Origin of the sequence: Paracoccus aestuarii, from assembly GCF_028553885.1 — a bacterium.
GTDB classification, from domain to species: domain Bacteria; phylum Pseudomonadota; class Alphaproteobacteria; order Rhodobacterales; family Rhodobacteraceae; genus Paracoccus; species Paracoccus aestuarii.
Genome location: NZ_CP067169.1, coordinates 1700933 through 1725732 on the forward strand (window position 1 = coordinate 1700933; position 24800 = coordinate 1725732).

The following is a 24800-nucleotide window of genomic DNA, read 5'->3' on the forward strand; positions in this document are numbered from 1 at the left end:
CAGATGGTGTCAGTCCTGGCCGTCCTCGGTCAATGCCTCGCTGTCGCCCTGTTCGGCGATGCGCGCCACCGAGACGACGACCTCGCCATTGCTGGTGTTGAAGACCTTGACGCCCCCCGCGCTGCGAGATCGGAAGCTGATCCCCTGGACCGGCACCCGGATCGACTGGCCGGTGGAGGTGGCCAGCATGATCTGGTCATCACCCTCGACCGGGAAGCTGGCGACCAGCGCGCCGCCCCGCATCGCCCGGTCCATGGCCATCACGCCCTGACCCCCGCGACCGCGCACCGGGTAATCGTGGCTGGAACTGATCTTGCCCGCGCCCTTTGCGGTGATGGTCAGGATCAGGTCCTCGGCCGCCGACATCTCGATATAGCGTTCCTGGGTGATGCTGCCTTCGACGGCATCCTCGTCCTCGTCGGGTTCGGCCCCGTCATCCAGTGCGCCCGCGACCGCGCGGCGCATCTTCAGATAGGCGGCGCGTTCGCCGGAATCGGCCTCGAAATGGCGGATGACGGCCATGCTGACGACGCTGTCGCCATCGGCCAGGCGGATTCCCCGCACGCCGGTGGAATCGCGGCCCTTGAAGACCCGCACCGCGGTGGTCGGAAAGCGGATCGCCCGGCCCATCGCGGTCAGCAGCATCACGTCATCCTGTTCGGTCGCCATGCGCACGCCGACCAGGCTGACGCCCTCGGGCAGGCGCATCGCGATCTTGCCGTTCGACTTGACGGTGGTGAAATCCGACAACGCGTTGCGCCGCACATCGCCTTGGGATGTCGCGAAGACCACCTGGTAATCGTCCCATTCCGTCACCGGCGCATCGACCGGCATCAGCGCCGCGATGCTGACCCCCGCATCGATGGGCAGGATGTTGACGATCGCCTTGCCCTTGGAGGTCCGCCCGCCAAGCGGCAGGCGCCAGGTCTTCATGCGATAGACCATGCCGTCGGTGGTGAAGAACAGCAGTTCGGTATGCGTGTTGGCCACGAAGAGCGTGGTCACCACGTCGTCTTCCTTGGTGGCCATCCCGGACAGGCCCTTGCCGCCGCGCCGCTGCGCGCGGAATTCGGCCAGCGCGGTGCGCTTGATATAGCCGCCCGAGGTGATGGTCACGACCATGTCCTCGCGCTCGATCAGGTCCTCGTCCATCATGTCGCCGGACCAGTCCACGATCTGGGTGCGGCGCGGCACGGCGAAGGCGTCGCGCACCTCGCGCAGCTCGTCGGCGATGATGCCCATGATCCGGTCGCGCGAGGCGAGGATCGCCAGATATTCGCGGATGCTGTCGGCCAGGGTCTGCAGCTCGTCCGTGACCTCCTTGACGCCCAGCTGGGTCAGGCGCTGCAGGCGCAGCTCCAGGATGGCGCGGGCCTGAACCTCGGACAGGTTGTAGGTGCCGTCCTCGTTCACCGGATGCAGCGGATCGTCGATCAGGCGCAGGTACTCGACGATGTCATGGGCGGGCCAGCGGCGCTCCATCAGGCGGGCGCGGGCCTCGGGGGCGTCGGCGCTGCTGCGGATGGTGGCCACGACCTCGTCGACATTGCTGACCGCCACAGCCAGACCGCAGAGCACATGGCTGCGTTCGCGGGCGCGGCGCAGCTCATAGGCGGTACGGCGGGCGACGACCTCCTCGCGGAAGGTGATGAAATGGGTCAGGAAGTCGCGCAGCGCCAGCTGTTCGGGCCTGCCCCCGTTCAGCGCCAGCATGTTGCAGCCAAAGGTCGTCTGCAGCGAGGTGAAGCGGAACAGCTGGTTCAGCACCACATCGGGCGTCGCGTCGCGCTTCAGCTCGACCACGACGCGGACGCCGTGGCGGTCGGATTCGTCCTGGACCGAGGAGATCCCCTCGACCTTCTTTTCCTTGGCCAGCTCCGCGATGCGTTCGATCAGCACGGACTTGTTCACCTGATAGGGGATCTCGTCCACGACGATGGCGAAGCGGTCCTTGCGCGGCTCCTCGATATGGGTCTTGGCGCGGATCATGACGCTGCCGCGACCCTCCAGATAGGCCTTGCGCGAACCGGACCGGCCCAGGATCGTGGCGCCGGTCGGGAAATCGGGGCCGGGGATGATCTCCAGCAGGCGTTCGGTCGGCAGGTCGGGATCGGCGATCAGCTCCAGCGTGGCGTCGATCACCTCGCCCAGATTGTGAGGCGGGATGTTGGTGGCCATGCCGACCGCGATGCCGCCCGCGCCGTTGACCAGCATGTTGGGAAAGCGCGCGGGCAGGACGGTCGGCTCGCTGTCCTTGCCGTCATAATTGTCCTGGAAATCGACCGTGTCCTTGTCGATGTCCATCAACAGGAAATTCGCGACCTTTTCCATGCGCACTTCGGTATAGCGCATGGCGGCGGCGGAATCGCCGTCCATGCTGCCGAAATTGCCCTGACCGTCCAGCAGCGGCAGCGACATCGAGAAGTCCTGCGCCATCCGCACCAGTGCGTCATAGATCGCGCTGTCGCCATGGGGGTGGTATTTCCCCATCACGTCGCCCACCGCGCGGGCCGATTTGCGATAGGGTTTGTCGGCGGTGTTGCCGCTTTCGTTCATCGCATAGAGGATGCGGCGATGCACCGGCTTCAGCCCGTCGCGCAGGTCGGGCAGGGCCCGGCTGACGATGACCGACATGGCATAGTCCAGATAGGATGTCCGCATCTCGGCGCTGATGTCGATCACCGGCCCGTCATGGGCCATCACCATGCGCGTTTCGGCGCCATCATCCGGGGTTTCGGGCAGATCGTCTTCTGGGGTGTCGGCCACGGGTATTCCTCAACATCTTGTTGGGGTTCGGTATAGCCGAGCCATCACCGGGGGGCAATCGCGCCCCGCCCCCAAGGTCAGGAAAACCGGCCCCGGACGGGGGTTTGCGCCGCGCGGATCGCGGCCATTGCCCACAGGACCGCCAGCCCCCCCGACAGGACCGCGTTCCACCCCGCCATCGAGACGCCCAGAAAGCTCCACGCGATCTCGTCGCAGCGGATCACGGGGGCCGATTGCAGCCGCGCCATCAGTTCCGCCGTGGACAGCCGGGCCAGATCGCCCACGCCGCCGGAACAATGCTGGGGGCCGTCCCACCAGGTCATCTCGACGCCCACGTGATAGATGGCCAGCCCCATCGCGGTGCCCGCGGCCGCCATGCCCAGGACCGCCAGCGCCCGCACCCGGCCCGTCAGCCAGACCAGCCCCGCCACCGCCATCGCCGCGACATGCGGCCAGCGCTGCAGGACGCACAGCTCGCAGGGCGCATAGCCCGCCGCCTGGAACCCCAAGGCCGCGATCAGCAGCAGCGCCGATCCCGCCCCCGCCGCGAGGGCCAGCGCGCGGGCGGTCACAGGAACCTCAGCAGGGCAAAGCCCCCGATCAGCGCCACGCAGAACAGGGTGAAGACCAGCCCCAGCCTGCGTTCGATGAAGTCGCGGATCGGTTCGCCGAATTTCCACAAAAGCCCCGCCACGATGAAGAAGCGCAGCGACCGCCCGATGATCGAGGTCACGATGAAGATCGGCAGCGACAGGCCCGCGGCCCCTGAAAACAGCGTGATGACCTTGAAGGGAAAGGGCGTCACCGCAGCGATCAGCACCGCCCAGATCCCGAATTCCGAAAACCGCGCCGAGAGCTGGTCGAAGGCATCCTGCTTGCCATAGGCCGTCAGCACCCATTGGCCCACGGAATCCATCAGCACCGCGCCGATCCAGTATCCCAGCAGCGCGCCCAGAACCGACCCGACCGTGGCGATCGTGGCGATCACGAAGGCCCGCGACCGGCGCGCCAGCACCATCGGGATCATCAGCACGTCGGGCGGGATCGGAAAGACCGAGCTTTCGACGAAGCTGACCGAGAACAGCGCGGGTTCCGCCTGGCGCCGTCCGGCAAGCCCCATCGTCCAGTCGTAAAGCCTGCGCAGCATGTCCGCCCCTTGTCCCGTTGCGCCCGTATGATCCCGCACGCGCGGGCGCGTCAAGGGCCAGGGCGGCCTATCGCGATGCTGTGACCCGGAACATATCCGGCCCATCGGCGTTGGACCGCAGACGACACCCCATCAGCCGCCTTCGGAGGAAGACATGTCCCTGATCCTGACCTTTGCAGGCCTGATGACGGCCTTCGCCATCACCTTGGCCATCGGTGCGCCGAAACGGCGCGCGGCCAAGGTTCCCTCCGCCCGCGACTAATGCGGCAGGCGCGGGGGACGGCGGTCCATCATCGCCCATTCGGGCCACAGCCCGAACCGTTCCAGCGCCAGCAGCAGCAACCCCGCGCCGATGATCGCGAAGACCAGCTTGACCATCTTGGCGCTTGGCGGTCTGCGCGACCATTTGGCCGCCCGGATCAGCCAGATCAGGTTGTTCATCGCGTGCCCCGCCTGTTAAGTCCTGCTGTGATTCGAACCAGACGCCGCGCCGAAACTCAAGAGCCCGCCCTTGCCGCATCACCAGGATAGCCGAAATCTGCCCTACAGCGCCCGCCAGATGTATGACCTGGTGGCCGATATCGACAAATACCCGCAATTCCTGCCCTGGAACAGCGCGGCGCGCATCCGCTCGCGCCAGACCCGCCCCGACGGGGCTGAGGAGATCGCAGCCGATCTGGTCATCAGCTTCAAGGTCTTTCGCGAGAAATTCGGCAGCCGCGTCGTGCTGTGGCCCGAGGATGCGAATGGCCGTCTGAAGATCGACACCGAATATCTGGACGGCCCGTTCAAGTACATGCGCAGCGGATGGTCCTTCAAGGACCGGCCCGAGGGTGGCTGCCATGTCGATTTCTACGTCGATTTCGAATTCAAGAATGCGATCCTGCAGCGGCTGATCGGCGTCGTCTTCAACGAGGCGATGCGCCGCATCGTCCGCGCCTTCGAGGATCGCGCCCGCAAACTCTACGGAGAGACGCCATGACCATGATGCCCGACGCCCCGGAGCGCAACCTGACCCCGGCCAAGATCGTCTATGGCCTCTATGCGATCGGCTATCTGGTGGCGATCACCGCGCTGGCGGGTCTGGTCTATGCCTATTTCTCGCGCGGCCGGGATGCGGTGCTGGACAGCCATCTGACCTTTCAGATCCGCACCTTCTGGATCAGCCTGGCCATCGCGCTGCTGGCGGCGGTCACCATGCTGATCGGGATCGGCGTGCTGATCTGGGCCTTCCTGACGGTCTGGGGGCTGGTGCGGGTGATCTCGGGCTTTCTGCTGGCCAATGACGGCAAACCGGTGACGGGCACGCGCTATCTGGGCATGATGGCCTATTGATGCGAAAGGCCGCCCCGAGGGGCGGCCCATTTGATCACGATGCGGCGTCGCGCAGCGCCTCCGCGCGATCGGTCCGTTCCCAGCTGAAGGCCGTCGCCCCGGCCAGCGCATAGGGCTCGCGCCCGAAATGGCCATAGCTGGCCGTCGGGCGATAGATCGGGTGCAGCAGGTCCAGCTCCCGGATGATCGCGAAGGGCCGCAGGTCGAAGACCCGGCGCACGGCGGCGATGATGCGGTCCACCGGCACCGTCTCGGTCCCGAAGCAGTTCAGGCTGATCGAGGTTGGCTCGGCCACGCCGATGGCATAGCTGACCTGGATCTCGCAGCGCCGGGCCAGGCCCGCGGCCACGATGTTCTTGGCGACCCACCGACCCGCATAGGCGGCCGAGCGGTCCACCTTGGACGGGTCCTTGCCCGAAAACGCGCCGCCGCCGTGACGGGCCATGCCGCCATAGCTGTCGACAATGATCTTGCGCCCGGTCAGGCCGCAATCGCCAACCGGACCGCCGATAACGAACTTGCCCGTGGGGTTGATGAAATATTTCGTGTCGGCCAGCCATTCGGCGGGCAGGACGGGCTTGATGATCTCCTCGATCACGGCCTCGCGCAGATCGGCCAAGGCAATGTCGGGATTGTGCTGGGTGGACAGCACCACCGCCTCGATCGCCTCGGGGCGGCCATCGGCAGCGTAGCGCAGGGTCAGCTGCGATTTGGCGTCGGGGCGCAGCCAGTCCAGCGTGCCGTCGCGGCGCACCTTGGCCTGGCGTTCCACCAGCCGGTGGGCATAGGTGATCGGCGCGGGCATCAGCACGTCGGTCTCGTCGCTGGCATAGCCGAACATCAGGCCCTGGTCGCCCGCGCCCTGTTCCTCCAGGCTTTCGCGGTCGACGCCCTGGTTGATCTCGGGGGATTGCTTGCCGATGATGTTGATCACCGAACAGGTCGCCCCGTCAAAGCCCACATCGCTGCTGGTATAGCCGATATCGTTGATCACCCCGCGCACGATGGATTCCAGATCCACCCATGCGCTGGTCGTGATCTCGCCCGAGATGATCGCCACGCCGGTCTTGACCATCGTCTCGCAGGCGACGCGGGCGCGCGGGTCCTCGGCCAGGATGGCGTCCAGGATCGCGTCGCTGATCTGGTCGGCGATCTTGTCGGGATGCCCCTCGGACACGGATTCCGAGGTGAAGGTGCTGTATTCTGTCATGCGCTTAATACCGGTAATGATCTGATTTGAAGGGGCCTTCGGGCGTAACCCCGATATAGGCCGCCTGTTCCGGCGACAGCGTCGACAGCTTCGCGCCGATCTTGTCCAGATGCAGCCGCGCGACCTTCTCGTCCAGATGCTTGGGCAGGATATAGACGCCGGGCTTGTACTCGTCGCCCTTGGTCCACAGCTCGATCTGGGCCAGGACCTGGTTGGTGAAGCTGGCCGACATCACGAAGGACGGGTGGCCGGTGGCGTTGCCCAGGTTCAGCAGGCGGCCTTGGCTCAGCAGGATGATGCGGTTGCCCGAGGGCATCTCGATCATGTCCACCTGGTCCTTGACGTTGGTCCATTTGTGGTTGCGCAGGGACGCCACCTGGATCTCGTTGTCGAAATGGCCGATATTGCCGACGATCGCCATATCCTTCATCTCGCGCATATGCTCCAGCCGGATCACGTCGCGGTTGCCGGTGGTGGTGATGAAGATGTCGGCGCTCGCGGCCACATCCTCCAGCGTCACCACCTCGAACCCGTCCATCGCGGCCTGAAGGGCGCAGATCGGATCGACCTCGGTCACCTTGACGCGGGCGCCCGCACCCTGCAGCGACGCGGCCGAGCCCTTGCCCACATCGCCATAGCCGCAGACGACCGCGACCTTGCCGGCCATCATCACGTCGGTCGCGCGGCGGATGCCGTCGACCAGCGATTCCTTGCAACCGTATTTGTTGTCGAATTTCGACTTGGTGACGCTGTCATTGACGTTGATGGCGGGGAAGGGCAGCTGGCCGTTCTTCATCAGGTCATAGAGGCGATGCACGCCGGTCGTCGTCTCCTCGGACACGCCAACGATCTGGTCGCGCATGCGGGTGAACCAGCCGGGCGACTGTTCCTGGCGCTTGGCGATCTGAGCCTTGATGACGGCCTCCTCGTCGGATTGCGGGACGGGGATCACATCCTCGCCCGCCTCGGCCCGCGCGCCCAGCAGGATATAGAGCGTCGCGTCCCCGCCATCGTCCAGGATCAGGTTCGGACCCTCGGGGAACTGGAAGGACCGGTCCAGATAGTCCCAATGCTCCTCCAGGCTCTGGCCCTTGATGGCAAAGACCGGCACGCCCGCCTTGGCGATGGCGGCGGCGGCATGGTCCTGGGTGGAATAGATGTTGCAGGACGCCCACCGCACATCGGCGCCAAGCGCGGTCAGCGTCTCGATCAGCACGGCGGTCTGGATGGTCATGTGCAGGCTGCCGACGATGCGGGCGCCCGCCAAGGGCTTGGCCTCGCCATATTCGGCGCGCAGCGCCATCAGGCCCGGCATCTCGGTCTCGGCGATGTCCAGTTCCTTGCGGCCGAATTCGGCCAGGGCGATGTCCTTGATGATGTAATCGGTCACGGCTGCTCTTTCGGTCAATCACGGGTTGGGACCGGGATAGCCCATGCCCTCGCACACCGAAAGGGTCTAAACCGCCTCAGGGTTCCCGCGCGGTTTACCATTGCCCTGGCTGCTGCGGGCAATACGGCGGACGAAGTCGCGGATCAACAACTTGGCCAGATCCAGCGAATGGGCGTCCGATTTTCCGGGCATCCGCCCCTCGACCATCATCCGCGCCGAGCCTGCGGCGAAGCAGCGCGAGGACAGGACCAGCAGGGGGATATCCTCCTGCGGATGCAGGCGGCCATCGTCACGCGCGCGGGTCAGCATGCGCACCATCAACTCGTCCAGGGATTCCAGATAGCGGCGCAGGCGCGGCACCTCGGCCGCATTGACGATCTGGCAGTCCGAGACCAGACGGAACTGCGTCGGGTTCGCCGCGGCCCAATCCAGATAGGCGTCGCCCAAGGCGATGAACTGCGCCACCGGATCGTCGGGCGAGACCCGGACCACCGCCCGCGTGCAGCCGTCCATCAACAGGACCAGCGCCTGTTCGACCCCCGCCACCAGCAGCGCGCGGTCGTCGGGAAAGACCCTGTGGATGCGTTCGACCGGCTCGCCCAGGATGCGCGCCACCTGGTTGCGGCAGGGCGGGCGGGTCTGGCATGTCTCGACCAGCATCAACGCGGTGCTGAGGATGCGCTCATGCAGGGTGCGCGGATCGTGATGCAAGATGGCATGTGGCATGTCGGTGATCCGATCCGTTGCTTGGTTGGGCAAGACAAAAGCGGAAGAGTCAAAACGCATGTGACGGGCCAATACAGTCGGTTCCAAATCCGGCCGGCCAGGGTCGCAGATGAACCGGGCCGTACAGTGACATTACCACGCTGTGTCAAATAGGCGACATGCCTAAAACGACAGGTCCGGCTGCATGACGCAACCGGACCGTGTACAGTTTTAACGTTTATCGCCCGCTCAGGCGTCGCTGCGCGAGGCGCGCTTGCGCTCGTGCGGATCCAGGTGCCGCTTGCGCAGACGGATGTTCTTGGGCGTCACCTCGACCAGCTCGTCATCGTTGATATAGGCGATGGCCTCCTCCAGCGACATGCGGACCGGCGGCGTCAGGCGCACCGCCTCGTCCGTGCCCGAGGCGCGGACGTTGGTCAGCTTCTTGCCCTTCAGCGGGTTCACCTCCAGGTCGTTGTCGCGCGAATGCTCGCCGATGATCATCCCGGTATAGAGCTGTTCCTGCGCGCCGATGAACATCTTGCCACGCTCTTCCAGGTTCCACAGGGCATAGGCGACGCTGACGCCGTTCTCCATGCTGATCAGGACGCCCTGACGGCGGCCCTGGATCGCGCCCTTGTAGGGGGCCCAACCGTGGAAGATGCGGTTCAGCACGCCGTTGCCGCGCGTGTCGGTCATGAACTCGCCCTGATAGCCGATCAGGCCGCGGGCGGGGACATGGGCGATGATGCGGGTCTTGCCGGTGCCTGCGGGGCGCATGTCGACCAGGTCGCCCTTGCGCTCGCCGGTCAGTTTCTCGATGACGACGCCGGTATATTCGTCGTCGACATCGATGATGACCTCCTCGATCGGCTCCATGCGCTGGCCGTCTTCCTCGCTGAAGATCACGCGCGGGCGGCTGATCGACAGCTCGAAGCCCTCGCGGCGCATGTTCTCGATCAGGACGCCCATCTGCAATTCGCCCCGGCCCGAGACGACGAAGGCCTCGCCGCCCGGCGTGTCCTCGACCTTGATGGCGACGTTGACCTCGGCCTCCTTCATCAGGCGCTCGCGGATGACGCGGCTTTGCACCTTCTTTCCGTCCTGACCGGCCAGCGGGCTGTCATTGATGCCGAAGGTGACGCTGATGGTGGGCGGGTCGATCGGCTGCGAGGGCAGGGCGGTGTCCACCTCCATCGCACACAGCGTATCGGCCACGGTGGCCTTGGACATGCCGGCCAGGGTCACGATGTCGCCGGCCTCGGCCATGTCGATCGGGGTCTGGGTCAGGCCGCGGAAGGCCAGGATCTTGCTGATGCGGAACTGCTCCAGCCGCTCGCCGTCGCGCGACAGGGCCTTCAGCGTGTCGCCGGCCTTGGCGGTGCCCGCCTCGACGCGGCCGGTCAGCAGGCGGCCCAGGAAGGGGTCGGCGCCAAGCGTGGTGGCCAGCATCTGGAAGGGTTCCTCGGCGCGCGCCACCTGCTTGGGCGGCTGGACATGCTGCAGGATCAGGTCGAACAGCGCCGACATGTCCTTGCGTTCGCCGTCCAGCGTCGCATCGGCCCAACCGCCGATCCCCGAGGCATAGACATGCGGAAAGTCCAGCTGTTCGTCATTGGCGCCCAGGTTCGCGAACAGATCGAACACGTCGTTCAGCACGTCGTCGGGTTCGGCGGCGGGCTTGTCGACCTTGTTCAGCACCACGATGGGGCGCAGGCCAAGCGCCAGCGCCTTGGAGGTCACGAATTTCGTCTGCGGCATCGGGCCTTCGGCGGCATCGACCAGCAGGCAGACGCCGTCGACCATCGACAGGATGCGCTCGACCTCGCCGCCGAAATCGGCGTGGCCGGGCGTGTCGACGATGTTGATGCGCGTGCCCTTCCATTCGACCGAGGTCGCCTTGGCAAGGATGGTGATGCCGCGTTCGCGTTCGATGTCGTTGCTGTCCATCGCGCGTTCCGCGACGGCCTGGTTTTCGCGGAAGGACCCCGACTGACGCAGCAGCTGGTCCACAAGGGTGGTCTTGCCGTGGTCGACGTGGGCGATGATGGCGATGTTGCGGATATCCATGAGGGCCTTGATCCAGAGGTTTCGCCGGTCCCCTAGCGGATCGGGGCCCCAAAGGCCAGACCGCAATTGCGCGTCTCGCATGGCAAAGGCCCCCGACGCAGGGTCGGGGGCCTTCAGGCTTGGCGTTCGGTTGTCGCCTCAGCGACGGGTGCGGGTCAGACCGGCCCAGATGCGACCGGCGTCGCGGTCCTGGCCACCCTTGATAGCGCCCATCCATGCCGCCAGACCGGCGATAAGCGAGGACACCGCCAGGAACAGCGCCGACCAGACCGCGCCACGGCGGGCGGATTCGGCGGCGTCGATGGCGGCCTCCTGGGCCTCCTGCAGGCGCAGCTCGGCCTCGGCGCGCAGCTCGGCGGCCTGGGCTTAGGCTGCGGCCAGCGCCTCGTCGGCCTGGGCCTGCGCCTCGGTCAGACGGGTCTCGGCCTCGGTCCGCAGCGTGTTGACCTGGTCCACGACCTGCTCGACGCGGGCGTCGATCTGGGCCGGGGTCAGCGTGGTCCGCGCGGCCAGCGCGTCACGCATGTAGTCCAGGTCTTCGTCCGGGATCTCGCCCGTGCGCAGCAACTGGCCCGCGATGGCGGTCAGCTCGCGGCGGATCGCCTCGTCCGAGAACTCCTCGCCGGCGGCTTCCTGACCACGCAGGAAGCGGTCGGTGATGTAGTCCAGCGGGTTGCCGCCATCCGGGCCGTCGGCCTCGGACAGGCCGCTGGCCGCGCCGCCGGCCAGTTGACCCACGCCGCTGATCGCACCGCCAGCCACCTGGCCCACGCCGCCGATCACGCCACCGGCCAGCTGGCCCGTGCCCTGCAGCGCGCCGCCCACGGCAGCGCCTGTCGCCTCGACCGCGGTCGAGGCCGCGTTGCCCGCGGCGCGGATGCCGCCACCGATGACGCTGCCCGCCAGCACGCCCGAGATCAGGATGCCGATGGCCCAGACCGTCAGGCCGTGGATGCCGTCACGGGCCTCGATCTCGTCCTCCGAGGTCGAGGTGCGGCGGCGCATCCGGCCGGCGACATAGCCCCCCAGACCATAGACCGCCAGCATCGCCAGGAAAGCGAACAGGCCGACCAGGATCAGCGCGAATGTCCCAGTCCCCGGTCCGGATCGGCCGAGACCGATCCCAGACCGATGGCCGCCGTGAAGCCGGTGAAGACGATCGACGCACCCGCCGCGATGACCGCACCGGCGAAAACTGCCGGCCAGTCGACGTGGCTGTTGCGCCCGCCCCCGGCGGGTTCATGGATTTCGTTCATGATCCCTCCTCAACGCAGGCCGAGGAACGACAGGACGAACAGGACAACGACCACCAGGCCGACGATATAGATGATAGAATTCATGTGCTTTCCCTTCTTGTCCGGGTCCCGTGCCGCCAGAGGGGCGACATCGCGACGCATCGAGACTGCAACGGATCAGGCGGGAAGGGGTTCCGCGTTCAGAAACAAATCCTTCGCCCGTTGCAGCCCTGTCGCCGCGGGGTCAGGCGACCACGCCACGCAGCCGGTCCAGCCAGCCCAGCCCCGCCTGCGTCGTTCGGGTGGGGTCGTATTCCGCCCCGATCCAGCCGCGATAGCCCGAGGCAACCAGTGCCGCCAGCAGGCCCGCCAAGGGCGCGGCCTGCGGGTCGGGTTCGGTGCGGGCGGGCCATCCGGCGATCTGGACATGGCGGGTGACCGCCGCCACGTCGTCCCAGCAGGCGGCCAGATCGCCGGTGATCGACAGGGCGTGGTGCATGTCCAGCTGCAGCCCCAGGTTCGGCGCGCCGATCCGCCCGATCACCTCCAGCGCGGTGCCGTAATCGGTCAGGAAGGATCCCGGCATGGACCGGGGGCTGGCGGGCTCGATGGTCAGGCTGGCATGGGGCGCGCGCTCGGCGGCCCAAGCCAGGTTGCGGACCAACGTGTCCAGCGCCTCCGGGCCTTCGGCGCGGCCCGCCATGACATGGATGTGGCGCGACCGCAGCGCCTCGGCCACGCGCAGGCTGCGTTCGAAATCGCGGCGGAACCGGTCCTCCAGCCCCGGCACGGCGGCAAAGCCGCGCGGCCCGCCCGCCCAGTTCGGCGGCGGCGCGTTGATCAGCACGATGGGCAGGCCCGCCGCCGCCGCCGCGCGGGCCAGCTGCGGCCCGGCGATGTCATAGGGAAACAGGATCTCGGCCCCCTCGAAGCCCGCATCGGCCGCCGCCGCGAACCTGTCCAGCATGGGCAGTTCGGTGAACAGCGTGGTCAGATTGGCGGCGATGCGCGGCATCAGGGCTCCAGTCCGAAATCGCAGCCGTCCGAGGTGACGGCCAGGCGCCCGTCCGGCCTCTCGGACGCGGCCTCGGCCAGGCGGTAGAAGGTCTTGCGGTCGATCAGCGCCTCCAGCCCGGCGCGCACATGGACATAGGGACGCGGCGCGTCGCCCGTCCCGCGCATGATGATCGCATGGTCCGGCCCCGCCGTCACCCTGTCGCCCACCGAGGTGGTGAAGGTGATGCGCCCGGCCTCGATCTGCGCGTCGATGGCCAGGAAGGGCGCGTCCTCGACCCGGATGCCCACCTTCTCGACCGGCGAGACCAGGAAGAACCGGTCCCCCTCGCGCTTCAGGATGCCCGCGAACAGCCGCACCATGGCCGGGCGGCCGATGGGCGTGCCCTCGTGCCACCAGCTGCCATCGGCGCGGATCTCCAGGTCCATCTCGCCGCAATAGGGGGGGTTCCACAGATGCACTGGCGGCAGCCCGCCCTTGGCGGCCCGGCCCGCGGCCTCGGCCAGCCCCTCGGCACTCACGCTTTTGTCACCGTTTTCCGCCATTCGATCTGGTCGCCTCCGCCCCGGTTGCCTATGCTTCTGCATAAAGCAGCGGAAGGGCATTGTCATGACGTCGGACGAAAATCTGGTGACCGAGGTCCGCGCCCTGGCCGACCGGCTGGCCGAGGCGCGCCTGAGCACCGAACGCCGCTTCGTGGGCCAGCATGACGTGGTCGAACAGGTGCTGGCCGCGATCCTGGCGGGGGGGCATGCGCTGCTGGTGGGGCAGCCGGGGCTGGGCAAGTCCATGCTGGTCGACACGCTGTCCACCGTGCTGGGCCTGGACAGCCAGCGCATCCAGTTCACGCCCGACCTGATGCCCGCCGACATCCTGGGCTCCGAGGTGCTGGACGCGCGGCCCGATGGCAGCCGCGCCTTCCGCTTCATCGAGGGGCCGGTCTTCACCCAACTGCTGATGGCGGACGAGATCAACCGCGCCAGCCCCCGCACCCAATCCGCGCTGCTGCAGGCCATGCAGGAACGCGAGGTCACAATCAGCGGCCAACACCGTCCCCTGGGCCGGCCCTTCCACGTCCTGGCCACCCAGAACCCGATCGAGCAGGAGGGCACCTATCCGCTGCCCGAGGCGCAGCTGGACCGGTTCCTTCTGCAGATCGAGGTCGGTTATCCCGACCGCGACACCGAACGCGAGATCCTGGTCGCCACGACCGGGCTGGAGGATGCGGTCCCGCATGCGGCCTTCGACGCCCAGGGGCTGATCGAGGCGCAGCGCCTGATCCGCCGCATGCCCGTGGGCGAGGCCGTGGTCGAGGCGATCCTGGACCTGGTCCGCGCCGCCCGCCCCGGCGCGCCCGAGGCTGCGGGCTTCGTCGCCGACACCCTGTCCTGGGGTCCCGGCCCGCGCGCCGCGCAGGCGCTGATGCTGGTCACCCGGGCGCGGGCGGTGCTGAACGGCCGCTTCGCGCCGACGCTGGACGATGTGGCCGCGATGGCGGCCCCGGTCCTGCGCCACCGCATGGCGCTGACCTTCGCGGCCCGCGCGCGGGGCGAGACGCTGGACGCGGTGATCGCGCGCCTGCTGGACGACCGCCTCGGGGCGCGTCGCGCCGCATGACCCCGCCCCCTGCCGATCCGAGCCCTGCCGATCTGCGCGCCGGGGCCGAGGATGTCGCCGCGCATCTGCCCGCGCTGATCCTGGCGGCGGAGCGTCTGGCCGCGATGGTGGCCCCCGGCGCCCATGGCCTGCGCCGCGCCGGCCCGGGCGAGGATTTCTGGCAATACCGCCCCGCGGGCATCGGCGACGGCGCGCGCAGCATCGACTGGCGGCGATCGGCACGGTCGGATGCGCGCTTCGTGCGCGACCGCGAGGCGCAGACCGCGCAGGCCGCCGCGATCTGGCTGTCGGCGGGGCAGGGGATGGATTTCACCGGCGGCCCCGACCGGCCCGCCAAGGGCGGCCGTGGCGCCGTGCTGGCCCTGGCCCTGGGCATGCTGATGCTGCGCGGCGGCGAACGCGTGGGCCTTCTGGGCGAGCCGCCGCGCGCGGGCCGCCTGCAGGCCGACCGCCTGGCCCAGGACCTGGCGCGCCCCGCCCGCGCCCAAGCCGACGGCGACAGCCCGCCCCCCGGCGCGCTGCGGCCCCATCAGCGGGTCGTGCTGATATCGGATTTCCTGACCGACCCCGCCTGGTTGGAGGCCCTGCTGGGCCAGGCCGCGGGCATGGGCGTGACCGGCATCCTGCTGCAGGTGCTGGACCCCGACGAGGTCACATTCCCCTATGACGGCGCGGTGGAGTTCCGCTCCGCCTCGGGCGGGATGCGCCATGACAGCCGCGATGCGGGCGGGCTGCGCGCGGCCTATCTGGCGCGGCTGGCCGAACGGCAGGACTGGCTGCGCGACAAGGCGGGCCGGGCGGGCTGGCAATATGCGATGCATCGCACGGATCAGCCGCCGCAGGACGCGCTCTCGGGGCTGTGGCTGCTGCTGGGGGCGCGCTGATGCTGCTGCTGGGGCCCTTGGGGTTTGCGGCGCCTTGGCTGCTGACGGCGCTGGTGGCGCTGCCGGTGCTGTGGGTGATCCTGCGCGCGATGCCGCCCGCGCCGCGCCGGGTGGTCTTTCCGGGCGTGGCGCTGCTGGCCGGGCTGGCCGACCGCCACCCGGTCGCGCAGCGCACGCCGTGGTGGCTGCTGCTGATCCGGCTGGCGGCGATCGCGGCGCTGATCCTGGCCTTGGCGGGGCCGGTCTGGCGCCCCGTGGTCCAGGCCCCGGCGGACGGTCCGCTGCTGGTGGTGCTGGATGCGGGCTTTGCCGCCGCCCCCGACTGGTCGGCGCGCCAGATGCGGGCCGAACGCGCGCTGACGGATGCCGCGCGCGACGGGCGTCCGGCGGCGCTGGTCCTGGCCGATGCCCGGCCCGCCACCGGGCCGGTGGCGTTCCGGGCGGGGACGGACTGGCTGTCGGGCCTGCGCGGCGCCCAGCCCGCGGCCTGGGCCACGGGCCTGCCCGGTGATCCGGGCGCGGCCTTGGCCGACCGGCCCCAGGGCGCGCTGACCACGCTCTGGATCGCGGACGGCACCGATCACCCGCACCGCGCGGCCTGGCTGGAGGCGCTCAGCGATCTGGGCCCCGTCACCGTCGTCCCGCCCGCGCGCCCCCTGCGCAGCCTGACCCTGCAGGGGGGCGAGACGCCCTCGCTGACCCTGTCCCAGACCGACGAGGCCGCCCCCGCGATCCTGGCCATCGGCCCCGACCCGCAGGGGATCGAACGTCCCTTGGCGCGGCTGACCCCCGGCGATCCGCGCAGCGAGGACGGCGTCGCCCGCCGCCCCGTCGCCATCGACCTGCCGCCCGAGCTGCGCAACCGCATCACCCGCTTTCAGGTCGAGGGCGAGGCCCATGCCGGGGCCGTCGTGCTGGCCGATGACCGCGTGCGCCGCCGCAAGGTCGCGCTGGTCGGCGACCCCCTGGCCGAGGGGCAGCAGCTGCTGGCCCAGACCCATTACCTGCGCCAGGCCCTGGCCCCCAGCACCGACCTGGTCGAGGGCGCGCTCGGCGATGTGCTGGACACGGCGCCCGATGTGATCGTGCTGGCCGATCAGGTCCAGCTGGCCGAGGCGGAGGACCTGTCCCGATGGGTCCAGGATGGGGGCTTGCTGATCCGCTTTGCCGGGCCGCGCATGGCGGGCTATGACCGCCTGCAGGACGAGGCGCTGCTGCCCGTCGCGCTGCGCGAGGGCGGGCGCGACATCGGCGGCGCGCTGTCATGGGGCGATCCGCGCGGACTGGCGCCCTTTGCGGCGGACGGTCCCTTTGCGGGGCTGGCCATCCCCGATGACGTGACGGTGCGCGCCCAGCTGATGGCCCAGCCCGGCCCCGATCTGGGCGCGCGCACGATCGCCGCCCTGTCGGATGCCACGCCGCTGATCACCCGCGACCGGCTTGGCGCGGGGCAGGTGGTGCTGATCCATGTCACGGCCAATGCGGAATGGTCGAACCTGCCGCTGTCAGGCCTCTTCGTCCAGATGATGGAGCGTCTGGTCGCCACCGCCCGCATGTCCCCCACCGAGGCCACGGCCGAGGATCGCGACCGGCCCTTCTGGACGCCGCGTCTGGTGCTGGACGGCTTCGGCCGCCCCAACGACCCCGAGGGCCTGTCGCCCGTCGCGGCCGACCTGATGGCCGAAGGCCCCGGACCCGACCGCCCCGCAGGCATCTATGCCGCGGGCGAACGCCAGCAGGCGCTGAATGCGGGCGGACCCATCGCCTTGGCCGAATGGCCCGGCGCCATGGTGGAAAGCGCCCGGACCGGGCCGGGGCGCGACCTCAAGGGCCTGTTGCTGGCGGCGGCGGCGATCCTTCTGGCGGTGGATGCGTTGGCATCGGCGATGCTGGGGCGCGGGCGGCGCATGGCGGCGGCGCTGCTGATCCTGGCGTTGACGCCCCTGCCGCGGGCCGAGGCGCAGGAGCTGGACTCCGACCTGATGCGCGCCGCCGCCGAGGTCGCGCTGGCCTATGTCCAGACCGGCGATCCGCGCATCGACCAGGCGTCCGAACAGGGGCTCTGGGGGCTGTCGCTGGCGCTGCGGGGCCGCACCTCGGTCGAGCCGGGGCGCCCCATCGGCGTCGATCTGGAAACCGACGACCTGTCGCTGCTGACCTTCCTCTATTGGCCCGTGACCGAGGCGCAGCTGCCGCCCGGCCCGCGCGCCTATCTGCGGCTGAACGCCTTTCTGCGGTCGGGGGGGATGATCCTCTTCGACACGCGCGACGGGGATGTGGCGGGGGTGGGCGGCCCCGACATGTCGCAGGCGCTGCGCCGGCTGGCCGCGCCCCTGGACATCCCGCCCCTGGCGCCCGTGCCCGAGGATCACGTCCTGACCCGCACCTTCTATCTGCTGGAGGATTTCCCCGGCCGCTGGCAGGGCAACCCGGTCTGGGTCGAGGCCCCCCCGGTCGGCGCCACCGCCGATGCGGGCATGCCTTTCCGCCAGCTGAATGACGGGGTCAGCCCGGTCATCATCGGCGGCAACAGCTGGGCCGAGGCCTGGGCGGTGGACGATGATGGCTATCCCGCCTTTCCCATCGGCTCCGGCGGGGGGGAGGGCGACCGCCAGCGCGAGATGGCGACCCGCTTCGGCGTCAACCTGATCATGTATGTGCTGACCGGGAACTACAAATCCGACCAGGTGCATGTGCCCGCGCTGCTGGACCGGCTGCGCAACGAGGAGGCCCTGTCGCGATGACCCAGCTGCGTTTCGACCCGGCCTTGCCTTGGTGGGCGATCGCCGCGCTGGCGGGGCTGGCCCTGTTGGTCGCGGGCTTCGCGCTGTGGCGCGGGCTGCGGGGCTGGGCGTGGCGCGGGCTGGCGGGGCTGGCCGCGGCCCTAGCCCTGGCCGGTCCCGCGGTCGAGATCGGCACCCGCGCGGGCCTGTCGGATATCGTGATCCTGCTGGACGACCGGTCGGCCAGCCAGGACCTGCCCGGGCGCGGCGACCAGACCGACCGCGCGGTGGACCGCATCGCCGCCGCCGCCGCGACCCTGCCCGATACCGAGCTGCGCCGCGTGACCTTGGGCGACGATCCCGACGGCACGCAGCTGGGCGGGGCCATCGCCCGCGCCGTCTCGGCCGAGCCGGAGGGGCGTCTGGCGGGCGTGATCGCCGTTACCGACGGGCGCCTGCATGACGCGCCCATGCTGCCCGAGGACCTGCCCGCGCCACTGCATGTCCTGCTGACCGGCCAGCCCGGGGACTGGGACCGCCGCCTGGTCATCGAGGAGGCCCCCGCCTTCGGCCTGATCGGGCAGGAGGTCACCATCCGCCTGCGCATCGAGGATCAGGGCGCCGTCCCCCCCTCCGCCCGCGCGGGCGGGGTCGATCTGCGCCTGTCGGTCGATGGCGAGGATCCGGTGACCGTGGCCGTCCCCCTGGACACCAGCCTGGAGCTGCCGGTGACCATCGGCCATGCCGGCCAGAACGTCGTCCAGATCGAGCTGGACGGGGTGGAGGGCGAGCTGACAACCCGCAACAACGCCGCCGCCGTCAGCATCAACGGCGTGCGCGACCGGCTGCGCGTGCTGCTGGTTTCGGGCGAGCCGCATGCCGGGGAACGCACCTGGCGCAACCTGCTGAAATCCGACGCGGCGGTGGACCTGATCCATTTCACCATCCTGCGACCGCCCGACAAGTTCGACGGCGTGCCCGTGAACGAGCTGTCGCTGATCGCCTTTCCCACGCGCGAGCTGTTTCTGGAACGGATCGACGATTTCGACCTGATCATCTTCGACCGCTACAGCGTGCGGGGCATCCTGCCGCCCGATTACTACATGAACATCGCGCGCTATGTCGAACAGGGCGGCGCGATCCTGGTCTCGGCCGGCCCCGAGATGGCATCGGTCGAAAGCCTGAACCTGTCGCCCTTGGGTCCGATCCTGCCCGCCCGCCCCACCGGCCGGGTGATCGAGGAGCCGTTTCTGCCGCGCCTGACCGATGACGGGCGCCGCCATCCGGTCACCGCGGGCCTGCCGGGCGGGCAGGGCGACGACCCCGATTGGGGCCGCTGGCTGCGCATGGCCGAGGTGACGCCCAAGCCCGGTGCCCAGGTCGCGATGACCGGGGCGGGGGACAGCCCGCTGCTGATCCTGGACCGGGTGGGCCAGGGGCGGGTGGCGCTGATGACCTCGGACCAGGTCTGGCTGTGGGGGCGCGGCTTCGAGGGCGGCGGCCCGCAGCTGGAGCTGCTGCGCCGCATCGCCCATTGGTCGATGAAGGAACCCGACCTGGAGGAGGAGGCCCTGCTGGCCGATATCCGCGACGGGCTGTCGGTGCGTTTCACCCGCCGCACGATGCAGCCCCGGACCGGGCCTTTGCGGATCACCCATCCCGACGGCCAGGTAACCGACCTGCCGCTGGAGGCGCAGGGCCCGGGCCGGCTGACCGCCGACTGGACCGCGCCCGGCCCCGGCCTCTATCGGCTGGAGGAGGGGGGGATCAGCCGCGTCCTGGCGCTCGGGCCCGCGGCGCCGCGCGAATTCGAGGAGACGGTCGCCGATGCGCCGCTGCTGGCGCCCTTGGTCGCGGCCTCGGGCGGGTCGGTCACGCGGCTGTCGGACGGCATCCCCGACCTGCGGCAGGTCCGCGCGGGCCGCGCCACCAGCGGCAGCGCCCTGTCCGGCCCCTGGATCGGCGTCACCGCGCGCGAGGCCGCGACCGTCACGGGGCTGGAACGCCGGCCCGTCCTGCCGCCTTGGGCCTGGCTGATGCTGATCGCGGGGCTGATCCTGACCGGCTGGCTGGCCGAGGGCCGCCGCCGGGCCTGACCGCGCTTGCCATCCGCGGCCCCGGTTGGTAACCCGATCCAAACCGCCTGAAGGAACGCAAATGGCTGACGACGCGCGCAATCCCGCCCCCTATACCGAGGCTGACCTGTCGCTGATCAAGCGGATCATTCCGCATCGCTATCCGTTCCTGTTCATCGACAAGGTGCGCGACATCGTCCCCTTCGAAAGCGCCGTCGGCATCAAGATGGTCACCTCGAACGAGCCGCATTTCCAGGGCCATTTCCCCAATCAGCCGGTCATGCCCGGCGTCACCATCATCGAGGCGATGGCCCAGACCGCCGCCGTCGTCGTGGGCATCAGCATGAACGTCGTTGACGAGGAGATGCTGACCTATTTCATGGGCATCGACAAATGCAAGTTCCGCCGCATGGTCGTGCCCGGCGACGTGCTGGAACTGCATTGCCGCGCCATCCGCGGCGGCGGCAAGATCTGGAAGTTCGAGGGCACGGCCATGGTCGACGGCCAGGTCTGCGCCACGGCGGAATACACGGCGATGATGGCCCGCAAGGATGGCTGATGCCCTGATCCACCCCTCGGCCGTGATCGAGCCCGGCGCCCAGATCGGCGACGGGGTGCGCATCGGGCCCTTCTGCGTCGTCGGACCCAAGGTCCGGCTGGACGACGGGGTGGAACTGAAATCCCACGTGGTCGTGTCCGGCGACACGGTCATCGGGGCGGAAACGGTGATCTTTCCCTTTGCCAGCATCGGCGAGGTGCCCCAGGACCTGAAGTTCCGCGGCGAGGATGTCCGGCTGGAGATCGGCGCCCGCAACCGCATCCGCGAATATGTCACCATGAATCCCGGCACGGCCGGGGGCGGCGGGCTGACGCGGGTGGGCGATGACGGGCTGTTCATGGCCTCCAGCCATGTGGGCCATGACTGCCGCATCGGCGACCGGGTGATCCTGGCCAACAGCGTGGCCATCGCGGGCCATTGCACGCTGGAGGATGACGTGATCGTGGGCGGGCTGTCGGGCGTGCATCAATGGGTGCGCATCGGGCGCGGCGCGATGATCGGCGCGGTGACCATGGTGACGGCGGACGTGATCCCCTATGGCCTGGTGCAGGGGCCGCGCGGCCATCTGGACGGGCTGAACCTGGTGGGCCTGAAGCGGCGCGGCGCCACCCGCGCCGACATCGCGGCGCTGCGGGGCCTCGTGTCCGCCCTGGCCGGCGGCGCCATGCGCGAGACCGCCCGCGCGCGCGAGGCCGCCGATCCCAGCCCCATGGAACGCGACGTGATCGACTTCATCCTGGGCCCTTCCGACCGCAGCTTTCTGCCGCCGCGCTTCGCATGAGCCGTATCGCCGTCATCGCGGGCCAGGGCGCGTTGGCCCCGGCCATCGCCGCCCGGCTGGACGATCCGCTGGTCTATGCGCTGGAGGGTTTCTCCCCCGAGGGCCTCGCGGCACAGCCTTTCCGGCTGGAACGGCTGGTGCCCTTTCTGGATGCGCTGCATGACCGGGGCGTGACGCGGGTGATCTTTGCCGGCGCGATCCGGCGGCCGCGCCTGGACCCGGACCTCTTCGATCCGCGCACGGCGGCGCTGGTGCCGCGCATCCTGGCCGCGATGCAGTCGGGCGACGATGCCGCGCTGCGCACCGTGTTGGACATCTTCGAGGAGAACGACCTGCAGATCGCCTCGGTCCCCCAGATCGCGCCCGATCTGGTCCCGGCCGAGGGGCATTGGGCGGGCATCCCCGAGGCGTGCGACCGCCGCGACGTGGATCAGGCGGCGCGGATCCTGCGCCATATGGGCCCCTTGGACATCGGGCAGGGGGCGGTGGTCGCCAAGGGCCTGTGCCTGGCGATCGAGACCCTGCCCGGCACCGCGGCGATGCTGGATTTCGTGGCCCGCACCCGGCCCGAGGGGCGGGGCGGCGTCTTCTGCAAGGCGGCCAAGCCCGGCCAGGACCTGCGCATCGACATGCCGACCCTGGGTCCCGACAGCGTCGATCAGGCGGCGGCGGCGGGCCTGTCGGGCATCGCGTGGCAGGCGGGCCGGGTGATCGCGCTGGACCTGCCCGCCATGCAGGCGCGGGCCGAGGCGGCAGGGCTGTTTCTCTGGGCCGCGCCGATGCCGGACGATGCGGCGGGCTGAATCCGCTGGCCCATCGGTGCCCCGGCCGATACCCATAGGGCGACGACAGCAGGACGGGTCCCAATGCGCTATTTCCTGATCGCGGGCGAGGCTTCGGGCGACCAGCTGGGCGCGGCCCTGATGACGGGGCTGGCGCAGCTGGACCCGGATGCGACATTCGCGGGCGTGGGCGGCCCCGCCATGCAGCCCCTGGGCCTGGACAGCCTGTTCCCGATGGACGAGCTGTCCGTCATGGGCCTGTGGGAGGTGCTGCCGAAATACCGCCATCTCAAGCGCCGCATTGCCCAGACCGCCAAGGCCGTGATCGAGGCCGCGCCCGATGTGCTGATCACCATCGACAGCCCGGATTTCGGGCTGCGCGTCGCGCGGCTGGTCCGGGCGCAGCGGCCCGACCTGCGCACTATCCATTACGTCGCGCCCTCGGTCTGGGCCTGGCGTCCGGGGCGGGCGGCCAAGATGGCGCAGGTGGTCGATCACGTCCTGGCCATCCTGCCCTTCGAGCCGCCGCTGATGCAGGCCGCGGGGATGACCTGCGATTTCGTGGGCCATCCCGTCGCCACCGCCGCCGTGGACGGGCCGGACCGGGCGCGGCTGTTCCGCAACGCCCACGGGATCGACGCGGATGCGCCGGTGGTCCTGTGCCTGCCCGGGTCGCGGCGCGGCGAGGTCGCGCGCCTCGGGCCGCGCTTCGACGAGGCGCTGATGCGCCTGCGCGACCGCGTCCCAGAGATCCGCGTCGTCCTGCCCACCGTGCCGGGCGTGTCGGGCATGGTGCGCGACATGACCCGCCGCTGGCCCACCGCCCCCATCGTCATCGAGGAGGCGGACGAGAAACGCGCGGCCTTCGCCGCCGCCGACCTGGCCTTGGCCGCATCCGGCACGGTCAGCCTGGAGCTGGCGGCGAACCGCATCCCCATGGTCATCGGCTATGACATGGCGCCCCTGTCGCGGGTGGTGATCGGCTGGCTGCTGCGGACCGACACGGTGACGCTGGTGAACCTGGTCAGCGAGACCCGCGCGGTGCCCGAATTCCTGGGCCGGGCCTGCCAGCCCGGGCCGCTGTCCCAAGCGCTGCAAGCCGCGCTGGAGGATCCGCCCCGGCGCAAGGCCCAGCTGGAGGCGATGGACCTGACGATGGACCGCCTCGGGCGGGGGGGCGAGGCGCCGGGCCTTCGCGCGGCGCGCTCGGTCATTCAGGCGGTCACAGGACCGCGGTGACGATGATCTCGACCTTGTAGTCGGGGGTCGCCAAGGCCGATTCGCCGGTCGCGCGGGCGGGGGCGTGGCCCTGCGGCACCCAGCCATCCCAGACCGCGTTCATTTCCGCGAAATCGGCCATGTCGGCCATCCAGATCTGGGCCGAGACGATGCGCGTCTTGTCGGTCCCCGCCTGCTGCAGCAGCGAATCGATCTGGGCCAGGATGGCCTGGGTCTGGTCGGTCACCGAGGTCCCCGGCTCGCCCACCTGGCCCGCCAGGAACACGAAGCCGTTGGCGATGACCGCCTGGCTCATGCGGGTGCCGGTTTCCAGACGCTTGATGTCGCTCATGTTCTTTCTCCTGTTTGGGTCGGGCGGCAGGCTATACGCGCGGTCCGGCGGCGGCAAGGCGGGTTGCGGGCGTTCCCGCTGTGTTCTAGGCTGCGCGCCATGTCCGAACCCGCCCTTCTGCCCCCCATGCCGGGCCAGCGTTTGGCGCGCGGCGTCTGCCGCCTGATGCGCAGCCTGGATCACGCCGTGCTGACCGAATTCACCCCCGCGCGCGGGCTGCGCGTGGACGTGATCGGCCTTGGCCCCAAGGGCGAGGTCTGGATCGTCGAATGCAAGAGCGGCCGGGCGGATTTCCGCGCCGACCGCAAATGGCAGGGCTATCTGGAATGGTGCGACCGCTATTTCTGGGCGGTGGACGGGGATTTCCCGACCGATCTGCTGCCCGGGGATACCGGCCTGATCCAGGCCGACGCCTTCGGGGCCGAGATCATCCGCATGGCCCCCGAAACCCGGCTGGCCGCGGCCCGGCGCGCCCGGCTGCAGCGCGACATCGCCCGCGCCGCAGCCCTGCGCCTGCAGGCGCTGACCGACCCGGAGGCCTTCAGCGCCGGGGCTTTTTAGGCTTGCCGCCCATGGCGCGGGCGGCCTCGGCGGCGGCCATCAGCTCCTCGGCGATCTCGGCGGCCTCCTCGGGGTCGAAATCCATGGGCAGGTCCACGCCCTCGCCCTGGATGTAGATCCGCACCATGCCCAGGTCGGTCGGCCCGATCTGCAGGTTCGCGGTGATGTCGCTTTCGCTGTTGATGCCCATGGTCTTGTCCTTTCGCGTCAGAACTTTCTGTATCGCGGACGCAATTTCACGGCAAGCGGGGCTTGCAACCGGCCGCTGCGGGGGCTAAAGAACCGCCCTGTGCCGCCTTAGCTCAGTTGGTTAGAGCGCTAGATTGTGGATCTAGAGGTCCCCCGTTCAAGCCGGGGAGGCGGTACCACTTCCCC

General features: G+C 69.5%; 26 protein-coding genes and 1 tRNA gene. 12 read left to right on the plus strand and 15 right to left on the minus strand.

Translation table 11 applies throughout. From position 1 onward, the window contains the following. Positions 1 to 9: 9 nt before the first annotated feature. From gyrA to JHW48_RS08755, 4 genes are all read right to left on the minus strand, one after another. A complete protein-coding gene (gyrA, locus tag JHW48_RS08740; RefSeq protein ID WP_119885489.1) occupies positions 10 to 2706 on the minus strand; it encodes a DNA gyrase subunit A in 2697 nt (898 codons plus the stop codon). 137 nt (positions 2707 to 2843) lie between these two features. Beyond that, positions 2844 to 3338 (minus strand): disulfide bond formation protein B, encoded by a 495-nt coding sequence (locus JHW48_RS08745; protein ID WP_119885478.1) that lies wholly within the window; start codon positions 3336 to 3338, stop codon positions 2844 to 2846. Beyond that, complete coding sequence (locus JHW48_RS08750) at positions 3335 to 3913, minus strand: YqaA family protein (RefSeq protein ID WP_119885477.1); 579 nt, start codon at positions 3911 to 3913, stop codon at positions 3335 to 3337. The genes JHW48_RS08745 and JHW48_RS08750 overlap by 4 nt, the downstream gene beginning before the upstream one ends. A gap of 258 nt (positions 3914 to 4171) precedes the next feature. After that, entirely contained in the window at positions 4172 to 4354 is a 183-nt protein-coding gene (locus JHW48_RS08755; RefSeq protein WP_119885476.1) for a hypothetical protein, read from the minus strand. 70 nt (positions 4355 to 4424) lie between these two features. Between JHW48_RS08755 and JHW48_RS08760 the strand changes: the two genes are divergently transcribed. Next, a complete protein-coding gene (locus JHW48_RS08760; RefSeq protein WP_119885475.1) occupies positions 4425 to 4895 on the plus strand; it encodes a type II toxin-antitoxin system RatA family toxin in 471 nt (156 codons plus the stop codon). Beyond that, a complete protein-coding gene (locus JHW48_RS08765) occupies positions 4892 to 5248 on the plus strand; it encodes a DUF4870 family protein (protein ID WP_205961865.1) in 357 nt (118 codons plus the stop codon). The genes JHW48_RS08760 and JHW48_RS08765 overlap by 4 nt, the downstream gene beginning before the upstream one ends. A gap of 34 nt (positions 5249 to 5282) precedes the next feature. On the opposite strand, the gene metK is transcribed toward JHW48_RS08765, so the two are convergent. The 9 genes from metK to JHW48_RS08810 form a co-directional block, all read right to left on the minus strand. Beyond that, positions 5283 to 6458 carry a methionine adenosyltransferase gene (gene metK, locus JHW48_RS08770; protein ID WP_119885474.1) on the minus strand — a complete coding sequence of 392 codons (1176 nt, stop codon included), beginning with the start codon at positions 6456 to 6458 and terminating at the stop codon, positions 5283 to 5285. A gap of 4 nt (positions 6459 to 6462) precedes the next feature. After that, on the minus strand, positions 6463 to 7848 hold the full coding sequence (ahcY, locus tag JHW48_RS08775) for an adenosylhomocysteinase (RefSeq protein WP_119885473.1): 1386 nt from the start codon (positions 7846 to 7848) through the stop codon (positions 6463 to 6465). A gap of 66 nt (positions 7849 to 7914) precedes the next feature. Beyond that, positions 7915 to 8574 carry a TetR/AcrR family transcriptional regulator gene (locus JHW48_RS08780; protein ID WP_119885472.1) on the minus strand — a complete coding sequence of 220 codons (660 nt, stop codon included), beginning with the start codon at positions 8572 to 8574 and terminating at the stop codon, positions 7915 to 7917. Between the two features lie 228 nt (positions 8575 to 8802). Continuing rightward, positions 8803 to 10623, minus strand: a complete 1821-nt coding sequence (typA, locus tag JHW48_RS08785) for a translational GTPase TypA (RefSeq protein ID WP_119885471.1) — start codon at positions 10621 to 10623, stop codon at positions 8803 to 8805. Positions 10624 to 10989: 366 nt separating this feature from the next. After that, positions 10990 to 11670, minus strand: coding sequence for a hypothetical protein (locus tag JHW48_RS08790; protein ID WP_119885470.1), 681 nt, complete (start codon positions 11668 to 11670; stop codon positions 10990 to 10992). A 29-nt stretch (positions 11671 to 11699) separates the two neighbouring features. Then, entirely contained in the window at positions 11700 to 11879 is a 180-nt protein-coding gene (locus tag JHW48_RS08795; protein ID WP_119885469.1) for a hypothetical protein, read from the minus strand. 9 nt (positions 11880 to 11888) lie between these two features. Next, entirely contained in the window at positions 11889 to 12020 is a 132-nt protein-coding gene (locus tag JHW48_RS08800) for a hypothetical protein (RefSeq protein ID WP_272835580.1), read from the minus strand. Positions 12021 to 12102: 82 nt separating this feature from the next. Next, entirely contained in the window at positions 12103 to 12873 is a 771-nt protein-coding gene (locus JHW48_RS08805) for a hydroxypyruvate isomerase family protein (protein ID WP_119885468.1), read from the minus strand. Next, positions 12873 to 13418, minus strand: a complete 546-nt coding sequence (locus JHW48_RS08810; protein WP_119885467.1) for a DUF1285 domain-containing protein — start codon at positions 13416 to 13418, stop codon at positions 12873 to 12875. Before JHW48_RS08810 ends, JHW48_RS08805 begins: the two co-directional genes overlap by 1 nt. Positions 13419 to 13482: 64 nt before the next feature. Between JHW48_RS08810 and JHW48_RS08815 the strand changes: the two genes are divergently transcribed. The 8 genes from JHW48_RS08815 to lpxB all read left to right on the plus strand — a co-directional run bounded on the left by JHW48_RS08815 (position 13483) and on the right by lpxB (position 23533). Then, on the plus strand, positions 13483 to 14490 hold the full coding sequence (locus JHW48_RS08815) for an AAA family ATPase (RefSeq protein ID WP_119885466.1): 1008 nt from the start codon (positions 13483 to 13485) through the stop codon (positions 14488 to 14490). Next, positions 14487 to 15374 carry a DUF58 domain-containing protein gene (locus tag JHW48_RS08820; RefSeq protein ID WP_119885465.1) on the plus strand — a complete coding sequence of 296 codons (888 nt, stop codon included), beginning with the start codon at positions 14487 to 14489 and terminating at the stop codon, positions 15372 to 15374. The genes JHW48_RS08815 and JHW48_RS08820 overlap by 4 nt, the downstream gene beginning before the upstream one ends. Further along, on the plus strand, positions 15374 to 18118 hold the full coding sequence (locus JHW48_RS08825) for a DUF4159 domain-containing protein (protein WP_119885487.1): 2745 nt from the start codon (positions 15374 to 15376) through the stop codon (positions 18116 to 18118). Before JHW48_RS08820 ends, JHW48_RS08825 begins: the two co-directional genes overlap by 1 nt. After that, complete coding sequence (locus JHW48_RS08830) at positions 18115 to 20193, plus strand: hypothetical protein (protein WP_119885464.1); 2079 nt, start codon at positions 18115 to 18117, stop codon at positions 20191 to 20193. The genes JHW48_RS08825 and JHW48_RS08830 overlap by 4 nt, the downstream gene beginning before the upstream one ends. Positions 20194 to 20254: 61 nt before the next feature. Then, a complete protein-coding gene (gene fabZ, locus JHW48_RS08835) occupies positions 20255 to 20731 on the plus strand; it encodes a 3-hydroxyacyl-ACP dehydratase FabZ (protein WP_119885463.1) in 477 nt (158 codons plus the stop codon). Further along, a complete protein-coding gene (lpxA, locus tag JHW48_RS08840; protein ID WP_119885462.1) occupies positions 20724 to 21512 on the plus strand; it encodes an acyl-ACP--UDP-N-acetylglucosamine O-acyltransferase in 789 nt (262 codons plus the stop codon). Before fabZ ends, lpxA begins: the two co-directional genes overlap by 8 nt. Beyond that, complete coding sequence (locus JHW48_RS08845) at positions 21509 to 22315, plus strand: LpxI family protein (protein ID WP_119885461.1); 807 nt, start codon at positions 21509 to 21511, stop codon at positions 22313 to 22315. The genes lpxA and JHW48_RS08845 overlap by 4 nt, the downstream gene beginning before the upstream one ends. Before the next feature lie 63 nt (positions 22316 to 22378). Further along, positions 22379 to 23533, plus strand: coding sequence for a lipid-A-disaccharide synthase (gene lpxB, locus JHW48_RS08850; protein ID WP_119885460.1), 1155 nt, complete (start codon positions 22379 to 22381; stop codon positions 23531 to 23533). On the opposite strand, the gene JHW48_RS08855 is transcribed toward lpxB, so the two are convergent. After that, complete coding sequence (locus JHW48_RS08855; protein WP_119885459.1) at positions 23517 to 23864, minus strand: RidA family protein; 348 nt, start codon at positions 23862 to 23864, stop codon at positions 23517 to 23519. The two genes, lpxB and JHW48_RS08855, sit on opposite strands and share 17 nt — an antisense overlap. Before the next feature lie 99 nt (positions 23865 to 23963). On the opposite strand from JHW48_RS08855, the gene JHW48_RS08860 reads away from it, so the two are divergent. Beyond that, entirely contained in the window at positions 23964 to 24425 is a 462-nt protein-coding gene (locus JHW48_RS08860; protein ID WP_119885458.1) for an MmcB family DNA repair protein, read from the plus strand. On the opposite strand, the gene JHW48_RS08865 is transcribed toward JHW48_RS08860, so the two are convergent. Further along, on the minus strand, positions 24406 to 24615 hold the full coding sequence (locus tag JHW48_RS08865) for a DUF6324 family protein (protein ID WP_119885457.1): 210 nt from the start codon (positions 24613 to 24615) through the stop codon (positions 24406 to 24408). The genes JHW48_RS08860 and JHW48_RS08865 overlap by 20 nt on opposite strands. A gap of 101 nt (positions 24616 to 24716) precedes the next feature. Here JHW48_RS08865 and JHW48_RS08870 point away from each other — a divergent pair. Further along, positions 24717 to 24793: transfer RNA gene (locus JHW48_RS08870), tRNA-His, on the plus strand. The last annotated feature ends 7 nt before the right edge of the window (positions 24794 to 24800 follow it).

Excerpts from the sequence above, each read along its gene's own strand:
- JHW48_RS08795 (WP_119885469.1), bottom strand. The coding sequence starts at position 11,879 with ATGAACGAAATCCATGAACCCGCCGGGGGCGGGCGCAACAGCCACGTC.
- typA (WP_119885471.1), bottom strand. The coding sequence starts at position 10,623 with ATGGATATCCGCAACATCGCCATCATCGCCCACGTCGACCACGGCAAG.
- fabZ (WP_119885463.1), top strand. The coding sequence starts at position 20,255 with ATGGCTGACGACGCGCGCAATCCCGCCCCCTATACCGAGGCTGACCTG.
- JHW48_RS08750 (WP_119885477.1), bottom strand. The coding sequence starts at position 3,913 with ATGCTGCGCAGGCTTTACGACTGGACGATGGGGCTTGCCGGACGGCGC.
- JHW48_RS08845 (WP_119885461.1), top strand. The coding sequence starts at position 21,509 with ATGAGCCGTATCGCCGTCATCGCGGGCCAGGGCGCGTTGGCCCCGGCC.
- JHW48_RS08800 (WP_272835580.1), bottom strand. The coding sequence starts at position 12,020 with ATGCGTCGCGATGTCGCCCCTCTGGCGGCACGGGACCCGGACAAGAAG.
- JHW48_RS08805 (WP_119885468.1), bottom strand. The coding sequence starts at position 12,873 with ATGCCGCGCATCGCCGCCAATCTGACCACGCTGTTCACCGAACTGCCC.
- JHW48_RS08855 (WP_119885459.1), bottom strand. The coding sequence starts at position 23,864 with ATGAGCGACATCAAGCGTCTGGAAACCGGCACCCGCATGAGCCAGGCG.
- JHW48_RS08825 (WP_119885487.1), top strand. The coding sequence starts at position 15,374 with ATGCTGCTGCTGGGGCCCTTGGGGTTTGCGGCGCCTTGGCTGCTGACG.
- lpxA (WP_119885462.1), top strand. The coding sequence starts at position 20,724 with ATGGCTGATGCCCTGATCCACCCCTCGGCCGTGATCGAGCCCGGCGCC.
- metK (WP_119885474.1), bottom strand. The coding sequence starts at position 6,458 with ATGACAGAATACAGCACCTTCACCTCGGAATCCGTGTCCGAGGGGCAT.
- JHW48_RS08865 (WP_119885457.1), bottom strand. The coding sequence starts at position 24,615 with ATGGGCATCAACAGCGAAAGCGACATCACCGCGAACCTGCAGATCGGG.
- JHW48_RS08820 (WP_119885465.1), top strand. The coding sequence starts at position 14,487 with ATGACCCCGCCCCCTGCCGATCCGAGCCCTGCCGATCTGCGCGCCGGG.
- JHW48_RS08780 (WP_119885472.1), bottom strand. The coding sequence starts at position 8,574 with ATGCCACATGCCATCTTGCATCACGATCCGCGCACCCTGCATGAGCGC.
- lpxB (WP_119885460.1), top strand. The coding sequence starts at position 22,379 with ATGCGCTATTTCCTGATCGCGGGCGAGGCTTCGGGCGACCAGCTGGGC.
- JHW48_RS08765 (WP_205961865.1), top strand. The coding sequence starts at position 4,892 with ATGACCATGATGCCCGACGCCCCGGAGCGCAACCTGACCCCGGCCAAG.
- JHW48_RS08830 (WP_119885464.1), top strand. The coding sequence starts at position 18,115 with ATGACCCAGCTGCGTTTCGACCCGGCCTTGCCTTGGTGGGCGATCGCC.
- JHW48_RS08815 (WP_119885466.1), top strand. The coding sequence starts at position 13,483 with ATGACGTCGGACGAAAATCTGGTGACCGAGGTCCGCGCCCTGGCCGAC.
- JHW48_RS08790 (WP_119885470.1), bottom strand. The coding sequence starts at position 11,670 with ATGCTGGCGGTCTATGGTCTGGGGGGCTATGTCGCCGGCCGGATGCGC.
- JHW48_RS08860 (WP_119885458.1), top strand. The coding sequence starts at position 23,964 with ATGTCCGAACCCGCCCTTCTGCCCCCCATGCCGGGCCAGCGTTTGGCG.
- JHW48_RS08810 (WP_119885467.1), bottom strand. The coding sequence starts at position 13,418 with ATGGCGGAAAACGGTGACAAAAGCGTGAGTGCCGAGGGGCTGGCCGAG.
- gyrA (WP_119885489.1), bottom strand. The coding sequence starts at position 2,706 with ATGGTGATGGCCCATGACGGGCCGGTGATCGACATCAGCGCCGAGATG.
- JHW48_RS08755 (WP_119885476.1), bottom strand. The coding sequence starts at position 4,354 with ATGAACAACCTGATCTGGCTGATCCGGGCGGCCAAATGGTCGCGCAGA.